At 69.4% G+C, this 12,269-nt stretch carries 9 protein-coding genes; 5 read left to right on the top strand and 4 right to left on the bottom strand.

Features of this window, described 5'->3' with window-relative positions; all coding sequences use genetic code 11:
* Nucleotides 1-87: 87 nt before the first annotated feature.
* Nucleotides 88-933, bottom strand: a complete 846-nt coding sequence (locus H074_RS38080) for an LLM class flavin-dependent oxidoreductase (RefSeq protein WP_007035435.1) — start codon at nt 931-933, stop codon at nt 88-90.
* 181 nt (nt 934-1,114) lie between these two features.
* On the opposite strand from H074_RS38080, the gene H074_RS38075 reads away from it, so the two are divergent.
* On the top strand, nt 1,115-2,380 hold the full coding sequence (locus tag H074_RS38075) for a family 1 glycosylhydrolase (protein ID WP_152521585.1): 1,266 nt from the start codon (nt 1,115-1,117) through the stop codon (nt 2,378-2,380).
* Here H074_RS38075 and abc-f read toward each other — a convergent pair.
* Nucleotides 2,364-3,986 carry a ribosomal protection-like ABC-F family protein gene (gene abc-f, locus H074_RS38070; RefSeq protein ID WP_007035433.1) on the bottom strand — a complete coding sequence of 541 codons (1,623 nt, stop codon included), beginning with the start codon at nt 3,984-3,986 and terminating at the stop codon, nt 2,364-2,366. The two genes, H074_RS38075 and abc-f, sit on opposite strands and share 17 nt — an antisense overlap.
* A gap of 325 nt (nt 3,987-4,311) precedes the next feature.
* Between abc-f and H074_RS38065 the strand changes: the two genes are divergently transcribed.
* The 3 genes from H074_RS38065 to H074_RS38055 are packed head-to-tail and all read left to right on the top strand — an operon-like array spanning nt 4,312 to nt 7,066.
* Nucleotides 4,312-4,908: an Rv1733c family protein gene (locus H074_RS38065; protein ID WP_235096987.1), complete on the top strand. Its 597-nt coding sequence runs from the start codon at nt 4,312-4,314 to the stop codon at nt 4,906-4,908.
* Nucleotides 4,909-4,950: 42 nt separating this feature from the next.
* Complete coding sequence (locus H074_RS38060) at nt 4,951-5,778, top strand: M55 family metallopeptidase (RefSeq protein ID WP_007035431.1); 828 nt, start codon at nt 4,951-4,953, stop codon at nt 5,776-5,778.
* Entirely contained in the window at nt 5,771-7,066 is a 1,296-nt protein-coding gene (locus tag H074_RS38055) for a M20/M25/M40 family metallo-hydrolase (RefSeq protein ID WP_007035430.1), read from the top strand. Before H074_RS38060 ends, H074_RS38055 begins: the two co-directional genes overlap by 8 nt.
* Before the next feature lie 230 nt (nt 7,067-7,296).
* On the opposite strand, the gene H074_RS38050 is transcribed toward H074_RS38055, so the two are convergent.
* Both H074_RS38050 and H074_RS38045 read right to left on the bottom strand, forming a co-directional pair.
* Nucleotides 7,297-8,511 carry an MDR family MFS transporter gene (locus H074_RS38050; RefSeq protein WP_007035429.1) on the bottom strand — a complete coding sequence of 405 codons (1,215 nt, stop codon included), beginning with the start codon at nt 8,509-8,511 and terminating at the stop codon, nt 7,297-7,299.
* Nucleotides 8,508-9,785 (bottom strand): ATP-grasp domain-containing protein, encoded by a 1,278-nt coding sequence (locus H074_RS38045; protein WP_039924555.1) that lies wholly within the window; start codon nt 9,783-9,785, stop codon nt 8,508-8,510. The genes H074_RS38050 and H074_RS38045 overlap by 4 nt, the downstream gene beginning before the upstream one ends.
* A gap of 199 nt (nt 9,786-9,984) precedes the next feature.
* On the opposite strand from H074_RS38045, the gene ovoA reads away from it, so the two are divergent.
* Nucleotides 9,985-12,255, top strand: coding sequence for a 5-histidylcysteine sulfoxide synthase (gene ovoA / locus H074_RS38040; RefSeq protein WP_007035427.1), 2,271 nt, complete (start codon nt 9,985-9,987; stop codon nt 12,253-12,255).
* Nucleotides 12,256-12,269 lie beyond the last annotated feature (14 nt).

Genomic DNA, 12,269 nt, shown 5'->3' with positions numbered 1-12,269 from the left:
CGACCTCCACAGGCAACCACCCCCAATTTTCACCCCAGCAGGGGCGTCCGCAAGGACATCAAAGACTCACGAGACACGTCGGCCACGTCACCACCGAGGCGGACCGGCGTCCACGATCTTCTGTGAAAGCTCCAGCGGGTCGAGGTGCATCAGCGACTCCATCCACCAGGTCATCCCCGCCTGCCCCAGCGCGGGCAGATCGACCTTGATCGGCTCCTCCCACGCCGGACTCGCGTTCCCCGCGACGGCGACGTCGAAGGGACGGCCCGGCTCCAGCCCGGCAAGACCGAGCGCGCGATGGGTATCGGCGATCTCCTCGGCGGTCGGCGTGTGGTCCTCCGGATTCGGGAAGATCCCGTCGCACAACGCCGCCCGCCGCACGACGCGCGGATTGTCGGTGGAGCTCGCCACCCAGATCGGGATCCGGAACGGCTCGGGCGGCGCCTCGGCGAGCGCGACCTGGTAGTGGGCGCCGTCGTGGTCGAACCGCCTGCCGGACCAGATCGCGCGGATGACGTCGAGGCCTTCGTCGAACATCGCCGACCGGGTCAGCAGGTCGGTCTGCTCACCGAACCGGCTGAAGTCACCGGATTCATCCGAACCGAGCCCGGTGCCGAGGATCAGCCGCCCGCCGGAGAGCCTGCTGACCGTCGACGCGTGCCGCGCGACCACCCATGGACGGCGCCGGGCCGGCGGCGTGATCATCGGCCCGAACAGCAGCCTGCTGGTGGCGTGCGCGATGGCGCCGAGTGTCGTCCACGGATCCGCGATGGGCATGGTGTCCGCGACCACGTGGTCCCACAGGAAGAACCCGTCCCAGCCCGCCGCCTCGGCGCGAACGGCGAGGTCGACGAGCACCCCCGGCTCACCGAACGGGCCGAAAGGTGGCAGATAGACGGCATGGCGGACCGTGCTGCCGGTCAAGTCGATCATCTCCCCAACGTCATCGTCGAAGTCCCCGGACGGCCGCTTGTTTACGCCGTTCACCCACGTTAGCGTCCGGAAGATGGCGGACGCTGGTGAACGATCGACGAAGTGGCCGGAGCATCGGAGAAGATTACGCCGGGTGGTGTCCTCGGTGGTCGCCGTCTCACTATGCGCGACATTTTCGGCCGTGAACGCGTCCGCGTCTCAGGATGCCGACTGGTCCCGGGACTTCTACTGGGGCGTCGCGTCGTCGGGCTACCAGTCCGAGGGCAGCGCTCCGGACAGCAACTGGAAGCGATTCGTGGACCGTTCCGCCGGCAAGGACGGCGTCGACGAGTACCGCGACTCCGTGGACTTCCGGCACCGCTACGCCGAGGACATCCGCCTCGCGGCCGGGCTCGGCGTCAACACCTACCGCTTCGGCGTCGAGTGGGCTCGCGTCGAACCCTCACCCGGCCGGTGGGACGAGACCGAACTGGCCTTCTACGACGACGTGCTCCGGCAGGTCCGGTCCGCGGGCATGACACCGATGATCACGCTCAACCATTGGGTCTACCCGGGATGGGCACTCGATCAGGGCGGCTGGGCCGAGACTCGGACGGCCGACGCGTGGCTGGAGTTCAGCCGGAAGATCGTCCAGCGCTACGCCGGACAGGACGTGCTCTGGGTGACGTTCAACGAGCCGCTCATCTTCCTCCGGAACGAACAGAAGGTCGGCGCGCTGGACCCCACGCGGTACTTCGCGGCGCAGTCCAACGTCGTCCAGGCGCACCGGCGGGCCTACGACCTGATCCACGAACTCGACCCGGCCTCGAAGGTCACCAGCAACCAGGCCTACATCACCGGGGTCAACGGGATGGCCGACTGGTTCTTCCTCGACCAGGTCAAGGACAAGCTCGACTTCATCGGCATCGACTACTACTACGGCCTCAGCATCGCCAACTGGACGGTGTTCGCCGCCGCCACGGACAAGTTCTGGGACGTGAAGCTCCAGCCCGAAGGCATCTATTACGCGCTCCGCAGCTACCACAACCGGTTCCCGCGCCTGCCCCTCTACATCGTCGAAAACGGCATGGCGACCGACAACGGGAAGCTCCGCGACGCGGACTACACCCGCGGCGATCACGTGCGCGACACCGTGTACTGGCTCCAGCGGGCGAAGGCCGACGGGATGAACCTCATCGGCTACAACTACTGGAGCCTCACCGACAACTACGAATGGGGCAGTTATCGGGCCCGGTTCGGGCTGTACACAGTGGACGCCCTCGCCGACCCCGTGCTGACCCGGCGCCCCACGGACGCCGTTCCCGCGTACCAGGATCTGGTGACGGCGGGTGGCGCGCCGCGGGGCTACCGGCTCAAGCGCGGGCCGGGGACCTGTTCCCTCGTGGACGGGCTCGACAGCTGCCTCAACCCGGCCAAAGTGGACGGACCGCTCACGCCGCTGAAGTGACCAATTCGAGGCGCCTCCCCTCGAAGGCCCGCCGCATCCGGCGGTCGTGCGTGACGACCACGAGCGCGCCGGAGTACTCCGCGAGCGCCTGTTCCATCTCCTCCACGAGATCCGGGGCGAGATGGTTGGTCGGCTCGTCGAGCAGCAGCAGGTCGGTCCGGGCCGTCACCAACCGGGCCAGTTCCAGCCTGCGCCGCTGCCCGACGGACAGCTCCCGGACCGGTTTGCGCAGATCCGGTGCCCGGAACAGGCCCAGCGACAGCAACTTCTCGGCCGCCTCGTCCTCGTCACCGCCCCCGGCGAACACCGCCAGGACGGTCCGTGCGTCGGCGGCGAGCCCGCCGTTCTGGCGCAGGAACCCGATCCGGCCCGCCCGCTCCGCCGATCCCGTCGACGGCGCAAGCTCCCCGGCGAGCACCCGCATCAAGGTCGTCTTGCCCGCCCCGTTGGGTCCGGTCACGAGGACCCGCTCACCGGGCAGCACGCTGAGCGACGTCCGCGGCAGACGGCCGTCGACCGACACGTCGTCCACCTTCACCACGTACTGATCGGCCTCCGTCTCCCCCGCGGCGATCCGCGCGGTGAACCGGAGCGGCTGTGGCGGAGGCGGGACCCGGTCCGCCTCGAGCCGTTGGATCCGCTCGCGGGCCGACCGGATACGGCTCATCGCCCCGTGCGCCCGGGAGCGGGCCCGGAAGGCGCCCGCCCCGCTGAAGGCCGCCGGGGCCTTGCGCGGGATCGCCGAGAACCGATCGATGTTGACGTCCGCCATCCGTTCGTAACGGGTTTTCTCCAGCCGCCACTCCTCGTACTCCCGGACCCACCGGGCCCGCGCGGCCTTCTTCGCCGCGAGGTACCCCGCGTAGCCGTCGCCGTGCCGCTGCACGGTCCGGCGGTCGGCGTCGACCTCGAGGATCGTGGTGGTGACCCGGCTGAGGAACATCCGGTCGTGGGTGATCGCGACGACCCTGCCGCGATGCCCGCGGAGGTGGTTCTCCAGCCAGGCGACGGCTTCGTCGTCGAGATCGTTGGTCGGCTCGTCCAGCAACAGTAGTTCGGGCGACGCGGCCAGGGTGGCCGCGAGCGCCAGCCGGGACCGCTGACCGCCGGACAGGCTGCCCAGCACGCGGCCGCGGTCGAGGCCCGGTTGCCCGAGCCCGTGCAGGGCGACCTCCACCCTGGCGTCGGCCTCGTAACCGCCGCGGGCTTCGTAGGCGGTCATGAGGTCGCCGTAAGCGGCCAGGTCTTCGGCGGTTTCGAGCGACGTTTCGGCCGCCCGTAGCCGGGATTCCAGGTCCCGGATGTCTGTTAGCGCGAGGTCGATCGCGTCGCCGACCGTGGCGGTGTCGGGCAGTTCCAGCGTCTGCGGGAGATAGCCGACGCCACCGGGCGCGGTGACGGTCACCGTGCCGTTGTCCGCCCGATCGCGGCCGGCGATCAGCCTCAGCAGGGTGGACTTGCCGGAGCCGTTGTCGCCGATGACGCCCGCCTTCTCCCCTGGTTTGACGGCGAGGGAGATCTGGTCGAGTACGACGTGGTCGTCGAAACGCTTGGTGACACCGGAGAGCACGAGTTGTGTTCCGGGATTCTGATGCGGGGTACGCATAGGGGCGTCCTCCTGATTCTCGGCACGGCCGATCGCGATCGGGCAGGGAGGTCCGCGTACGGCGAAGGAAGAAGAGCGCACGCGGAAGGACGCGGCCCGGCGGAGCGAAGGCTCTACGCCAGGGCCGCGTCGAAGGCGAGAATCACAGAGTGAAGAAAATCCCCATGCCGAAGACGGTAGCGGGAGAACTCGGACAGGTAAAACGAATTAAAGGTTGTGTACGGGTTCACAGAGTGGTCTGTGTCCCCATACCGCGACATCGGTGCCCCGGTGACCGAGAATCGACGATGGAGGTATTTCGCGGTCTGAGGGAATGGGGTTCCTCGTGCACGGGTCCAGCGGTCCGATCGCCCGGTTCCGGCGTCGGCTCTTCCCTGGTCACAATTCGCTGGCCCGCGGCTCCGACCGATTCGAAGCCCTTCTCCTCAAGGTCGTCATCCTCGCGGCGCTGCTCGCCATCCCGGTCGCGGCCGCCGTCGGCTCGGCCAACCACGGCAGGCAGGTCGCCGCGGCCGCCGCCGACGCGATCGGACGTCAGGCCGCCACCGCGTACCTGTCGAAGGACGCGCCCGTCCGCATCGTCGACAGCGAGAGCGTCGGCACCGGCAACTCCACCACCGAGGCGACCTGGACCGATTCGCGCGGCGTGCGGCACACCGGCGGTGTCCTCGCGACGCCGGGCAGCCCCGCCGGATCGGCCGTGCCGATCTGGATCGACGCCCGCGGTGAGCTCACCGCCGCCCCGAGGACAGCGTCGACCGCCGTGTTCGATTCCGTGCTCGTCGGCCTCTGGCTCTGGTTCGCTATGGTCGCCGCGCTCGTCCTGCTCCACCAGGTCGTCCGGCTGATTCTGGACCGGCACCGGGCCGCGGCCTGGGAGCGCGCCTGGGCGGTGTACCCGCGTTCCGGCTCCTGGCCCTGATCCCGGCGGCGAGGGCAAAGCGCCTCGGCTAGGGTGCCCCGCATGCGCATCATGATCTCGGCGGACATGGAGGGCGCCACCGGCGTCACCTGGACCGAGGACGTCATCCCCGGCACCGAGCAGTGGCAGCGATTCCGCCGCCTGTTCACCGGTGACGTCAACGCCACCATCGCGGGCCTGTTCGACGCCGGTGCCACCGACGTGCTGGTCAACGAGGCGCATTCGTCCCAGCGGAACCTCCTGCTCGAAGACCTCGACGGCCGGGCGCGCATGCTCACCGGCAGACACAAGCCGCTCTCGATGATGCAGGGGATCGACACCGGTGTGGACGGCGTCGTCTTCCTCGGCTACCACGCGGGCGCGGGATTCGACGGCGTCCTGTCCCACACGTACCTGGAGAATCAGATCACCGGGGTGTGGCTCGACGACGTCCCCGCCAGCGAAGGCAGGCTCAACGCCGCGATGGCCGCCGAGTACGGCGTCCCGGTGCTCGTCGTCTCCGGTGACGACAAGGCCTGCGACGACGCCCAGGACTACGCGCCGGAAGCCGAACTGGTCACGGTGAAGGAGTGCGTCAGCCGCTACGCCGCGATCTGCCTGCCGCCCGCCAGGACGGCCGAACTGCTGAGCTCGGCCGCGGCGGACGCGATGAACCGGGCGGGCCGGGTCGAGCGGTTCACCACCCCCCACCGGATCGAGGTCGAGTTCGACGCGAGCCATCTCGCGCAGGCCGCGGCAGTGATCCCGACGGTGGAACAGATCGGCGTGCGACGCGTCGGCTTCGACGCGCCGGACATGACCGAGGCGATGAAGGCGTTCAAGATCGTCACGGCGATCGCGGCCGGGGCGGTGCAGGGTATCTATGGCTGAACTCGATGTCGTCGAAGTCTGTTCGCGGCTGATCCGGTTCGACACCACGAACCGGGGCAACGGGGACTCCGAAGGCGAGCGCGAGGCCGCCGAGTACGTGGCGTCGCTCTTGTCGGGACTCGGGATCGACTCGAAGATCATCGAGTCCGCGCCCCGGCGCGCGAACGTGATCGCCCGGGTCCCGGGCACCGACCCGGGCCTGCCCGCGCTGCTCGTGCAGGGACATCTCGACGTCGTCCCGGCCGACGCCGCCGACTGGTCGGTGGACCCGTTCTCGGGCGAGGTCCGCGACGGGTTCCTCTGGGGCCGCGGCGCTGTAGACATGAAGGACTTCTGCGCGATGGTGCTCGCCGCCCTCGCCACCGGTGTCCGCCCGCGGCGGGACATCGTCCTGGCCTTCGTGGCCGACGAGGAGGACAAGGGCGAGTACGGCGCGCACTGGCTCGCCGCGGCGCACCGGGATCTGTTCGACGGCTGCGCGGCCGCCATCAGCGAATCGGGCGCGTACACCTACCACGTCCCCGCCTCCGACGGCCGGACCGTGCGGCTCTACCCGCTGGCGACGGCCGAACGCGGCACAGCGCATCTGCGGCTGACCGCCAAGGGCCGCGCGGGACACGGGTCGCGCCCCAACGACGAGAACGCGGTCACCCGGCTGGTCACCGCGCTCGGCAAGATCGCCGCGCATCGCTGGCCGGTCCAGCTGACCCCGACGGTCCAGGCCTTCCTCGAACGCACCGGGGAAGCGCTCGGCGTCCCCGTCGATCTGTCCGATGTGGACGGGACGATCGCGCGGCTCGGGCCCGCCGGGGCGCTGGTGGTGCCGACCGTCCGCAACAGCACGACGCCGACCATGCTCGACGCCGGCTACAAGGTGAACGTGATCCCGACTTCGGCCGAGGCCCAGGTGGACATCCGCGTCCTCCCCGGCGCCGAACCGGAGTTGCTCGCCGAGATCGACGCGATGCTCGGTGAAGGTGTCACCCGCGAGTTCGTCGCGCACCAGCCGCCGGTCCAGGCTCCGGTGGATTCGCCGTGGTTCGACGCGATGGCGGACGCGCTGCGCTCAGAAGATCCCGAAGCGGTCGTGGTCCCCTACTGCATGGGCGGCGGCACAGACGCGAAGGCGTTCAGCCCGCTCGGGATCGACTGCTACGGCTTCGCGCCGTTGTGGCTGCCGGAAGGTTTCCCGTACCGCGCGATGGCGCACGGCGTGGACGAACGCGTCCCGTTGGAGGGCCTGCGGTTCGGCACGCGGGTGCTGAGGCATTTCCTGGCGAACTGCTGACTCGCTACAGCCTCATGAGTGATAACGACGGTTATTGAGGGGCAGGGCAAAGGAGTCGTGTCGAGGGGCGCCTGAACGGCATCTGTGGCCCCAGGCACACCAGTAGTCACAGCGGTGCCGTATGAAGGTCTTACCCCTCAAATAGAACCGTCTTTACCACTCACGAGGCCTTGTCCGTCGCGATCGACCGCGTGTTCCAGGTCTACATGAACGGGCCGGCTGAAGCCCGGTCAGCCGACAGCCACGACGGGAACGGCCGTGGTGGCCATCCGGCGACGGACCGCGTTGCCGAGCAGCAGCTGACCGACGGCCGCGGCCAAGCACAGTCCGAGGCAGACCGTCCACAACACGGGTGCGCCCAGTACCAGCAGCTGGGTGCCGCCGAGCGGGGCGACGAACGCGGCGAGACCCGCCGCCGTGCCGTAGGCGCCGTTGTACCGGCCGCGCAGATGTGGCGGGGCGAGCTCGGCCACGATCGCGACGCCCACCGACTGGATCACGATCTCACCGAGGGTCCAGAACACCGCGCACGCCGCGTACGCCGGTGTCGTCGACGCGAAGGCCGTGGCACCGAAGCCCAAGCCCGTCAACAGGATCCCGAACGTGAGCACCCGCGAAGGATCCCAACGGCCCAGCCGATGCCCCACCAGAGGTTGCACGACCACGATGACGATCCCGTTGACCGCCATCACCAGGCCGTAGCCCGCGGGCGAAAGACCGTCCTCTCGCATCGCCAGCGGCAACGTGGCCAGGCTCTGCAGGAACACGAACGCGACCACCAGCGAGATCAGCATCAGTCCGGCCATGACGCGGTCGCGCAGGACGACGGTGAAGCCGCCCCGCTCCCGGGGCCCACCGCCACCGCGGGTCTCCGGCACCGCCCGCCAGACCAGCAGGCCGAACAGCACGCACGTCGCCGCGTCCACCCAGAACAGCGTCGTGAAGCCGGCGCGGGCCAACGTGCCGCCCAGCACCATCGCGATCGAGAAGCCGAGGTTGATCGCCCACAGCAGCAACCCGAAAGCCCGCGTGCGGTCGGCGCCGGGCACCAGATCCGCCACGATCGACTGGGTGGCCGGGCGGAACACGTCGAGCGCCAGCCCGAGCAGCAGCGCGGCGACCGCGATCAGTTCAAGGCGTTCGACGTAACCCAGCACCAGCATGATCGCGCCGGTCGCGAGCATGCCGCCGGTCAACGTCGCCCGCCTGCCGATGCGGTCGGCCAGCATGCCGCCGATCAGCTGCGAGAACACCTGGCCGATGCCGAGCAGCGCCAATACGGTTCCCGCCGTCGCCACCGAAAGGCCACGCTCACTGGTCAGGTACAGCGCCAGGAACGGCAGGACCATCGTGCCGAGCCGGTTGACGAGCGTGCCCGTCCACAGCACCCAGAACGACTTGGGCAGCCCGCCCAGCCGGGTCCGCAGGAACCCCGGCGCCGTCATGGTTCGAGCTCGTAGCAGCCCACGCCGTCGAGGTACCTCAGCGTGCCGAGGTCGCGCAGGACGTACTCCTCGATCTCGTGCATGAACGTGACGACCACCGGGAACGTCGTGTCGTCGACGGTGCGGCGCAACGGCTTCCCCGGGTGGGTCAGCACGAACATCTCGTGGAAGCTCTCCAGCCGCTCGATCTCGTCGAGCACCGTGTACCGGCGGAGCGTGCCTTCGACCGGCGAGAGCAGCGCGGACCAGGCGTAGTGCCGCCGGATCCGGTAGTCCTCGCCCCACCGCTCCCGGAACCTCTCCGGCCGCAGCACCGCGTCGGCCATCCAGTCCAGCTGGGACTCGCCGATCGCGAGCCGCGCCAGATGCGGCAGGTCGCCGCCCGAGAGACGCGAACCGACCTCGATCAGTCGTGGTCCCTGTGGCGTCAGTTTGATCTCGACGTGCGCGGCGCCGTGCCGGATGCCCACCGCGTCGAGCACCGCGAACGCGTACTCCACCAGCTCGTCGTGGCCCGGCGCCCGCCGCGGCACGATCCGGCAGGCACCGAGCAGGTCGGACACCCCGTTGATGGCGAAGCGCGAGGTCTGCCAGATGTCGCACACCTGGTGAAGACCGTCCATACTCACCGTGTTGACCATGTACTCGGTGCCGGCGAGGTACTCCTGCGCGATGACGGAGTCGTTGTCCTCGGAGAACACGTTCTGGCGGCCGGTGATCGCGCGCAGCGCCGCCACCGACTGCTCCGGAGTGTCGCAAAAGGACACACCGTCACCGCCGGCGCTGCGGTTCGGTTTGACGACGATCCGTCCGCCCGTCTCCCGATGCCACGCGGCGAGTTCGGCCTCGTCCGCGGTCAGCAGTTGCCGTGCGCCCTTGAGGCCCGCCGCGGCGACGGCCTCGCCCATGGCGGACTTGTCCCGTCTGGCCAGGGAAAGCGCGGTGCCGTTCGACGGCACTCCCAATGCCTCGCTGAGTTCGTCGGTGAACGCGACCGCGTATTCGCCACCGGCCACGACCGCGACCGGCCGGTGCACGGCCAGCGCGTCCAGCGTCTTCCCGAGGTCGCCGTCGTGGACGATGTTCTCGCGGTAGTTGCTCATGGTCGGCGAGGAGTTCCGGTACTGCCCGGGTGCGTCGGGCGCGCTCTGCACGCGCACACAGTCCGCACCCAGTGCCAGGAACGTCGGCGCGATGTGGCGGGCGGTCTGCGGCAACCCGTGGTCGGCCGTTTCGTAGGTGTCCACGAGCACGACACAGGGCTTCGTCGACAAGTTCTCACCTCTCAACCGGCGGACAGGAACACCGACGGTCCCATCCGCCGCGATCAACGGGCTTCTCCGCGCTTGCGCTTTCGCGCCGGGCTTCTTCCAGCGGGCGATCCAGGGCACGACAGGAGAGGAAATGACCTTTTCGGAGATGCGACGGTTTCCGGCACCCGCCCCCAGTGCCCCAGAACTGAAGTGAGGTCACATGACGTCGACGGTCAACCTGGAACCTTGGGAGAGAAACGCGGTAAAACACGCCGACGAGCGGCTGAACGGAGCCCGGGATCCACAGTGGTGGTACACCGGGGTCCGCCCCGAACCCGGCCGCTGCCCGGGTGTCGCCGAATCCGGCGAGATCAGAGCATTGCCGTTGCCCGATCTTTCCGTCTGCAGCCGCGAAGAGGTGCTGGACTACTTCGACAACGCGTGGACGCTGCACGAGGTGCTGTTCGCCGGGTTGAAAGGCGCGGAGGCGTTCTACCGCCCGCCGGACCACAACCTGCGGCACCCGATGATCTTCTACTACGGCCACACGACCTCGCTGTACGTCAACAAGTTGCGGGTCTCCGGGCTGCTGGACGCGCCGATCGACGCCTATCTCGAGCACATCCTGGAAATGGGCGTCGACGAGAACTCGTGGGACGACATGTCGAAGAACGACATGGTGTGGCCGTCGGTTTCGGAGGTGAAGGACTACCGCGCCGAGGTGTACCGGACGGTCGTCGGCATCATCGAGACCACCCCGTTCGCCCCGGACCTCGGGCGTCCGGTGACGATGGACGACCAGGCATGGGCCCTGCTGCTGGCGATCGAGCACGACCGCATCCACCTGGAGACCAGTTCGGTCCTGATCCGCGAAATGCGCTCGCACCTGGTCGAACGGCCCGCCGCGTGGCCCGCGCCGTCGCCGCTGCGCCGCACCACCGAGACCGGCAAACCCGAACCGGGCTCCGTTCCCGTCAACGGCACCGTCACCGTGCCCGGGCGAACGGCGCGGCTGGGCAAGCCGCTGTCCTTTCCGTCTTACGGCTGGGACAGCGCGTACGGCTCACGCCGCCAGGAACTGCCGGACTTCGAAGTGGCCCGCTGTCTGGTGAGCAACGGCGAGTTCCACGGCTTCGTCGCCGACGGCGGCTACCGGCGGCCGGAGTTGTGGTCGGCGGAGGGCGAGGCGTGGCGCCGTTTCCGCAACACCAAGTGGCCGCGGTTCTGGGTGCCGACCGGACCGACCGGGCTGCACGCGTTCCGGCTCCGCACGTTGTTCGACGAGATCGACATGCCGTGGGACTGGCCGGTGGTGGTGAACTACCACGAGGCCAAGGCTTTCGCCGCCTGGCGGTCAGAAAAGGAGGGACGGGAATTCCGGCTGCCGACCGAAGCGGAGTACTTCCTGCTGCGCGACCTTCCGGAACGGCCGGGTGTCGCAGACGACGTTGTCATGCGTCTCGACGGCGCGCAGCTGCGGGAGGAAGGCATCAACCTCGGCCTGGCCTGGGGTTCGGAGGGCCCGGTCGACCACTCACCGCCGACGTCGCAGGGCCTGCACGACGCAGGCGGCAACCTGTGGGCGTGGAGCGAAGACACCTTCAACCCGCTCGAAGGCTTCACCCCGCATCCTTACTACGAAGACTTCTCGGTGCCCAGTTACGGTGGGCAGCATCAGCTGATCCTCGGTGGCGCCTACATCAGCACCGGCGAGCTGGGCAGTATCTGGGCGCGCCACTTCTACCGGCCGCACTTCCTGCAGCAGGCGGGCATCCGGCTGGTCGTGGCACCGGAGTCCGCTATGGACAGTGATGCCAGGGCGGAACTCGACCGGGCGCTGCTCGGCCAGTACGGCACCGCCGAACAGGCCTTCGGCCGGGCCGGGCATCCGCTGGCGGCGACTGCGGGCCATCCGGACCGGCTGGCCAGGAGGTTCGTCGAAGCCGCCGACGAAGCCGGGGTCGAGCTGCGCCGGGTCGCGGATCTCGCCACCGCGGCCGGCGGGCTGGCGTTCTCGCTGGCCGGTCGGCCGATCGAGGTCGTCGGCCTGGACGACCGGCCGATGTTCGTCGCGGCGGCGGACCGGCTGGCCGAGGGCTGGGACGTCGGCTACCGGGTGCCGGGGCGCGGGGAGCTGCACGCGCGGCGACCGTCGATCGCACCGGGCGGCAGCGTCTCCTTCACCCTCGCCGAATCCGGCAGGCCACCCGCCGCGCTCGGCACGTTCGACGGCGTCGTCGTGGCGGACGCCTTCGACCGGCTCGGCGGCGCGGCGGGCTACCTGCGCCCGCTCGTCGGCTCGGAGAACTTCCTGCGCGCCGGAGGGTTGCTGCTCGTGGCTCTCCCCCGGGCGTCGGCGGCCGAGCTCGCGAACGTCCTCGGCGAGGCGTTCGAGCTGCTGTCGGAAAGCACGGAGCCGAGTCTGACCAGGGTCGACGGCCGCCGGTATGAGATCACCGATCTGGAGGTCTCCCTCTGGCGCAAGCGCTGATCCCGCCGCGTCCC

It is taken from the genome of Amycolatopsis decaplanina DSM 44594, assembly GCF_000342005.1.
Classification (GTDB): Bacteria; Actinomycetota; Actinomycetes; order Mycobacteriales; family Pseudonocardiaceae; genus Amycolatopsis; species Amycolatopsis decaplanina.
This window is presented reverse-complemented; position numbering and strand designations above follow the sequence as displayed.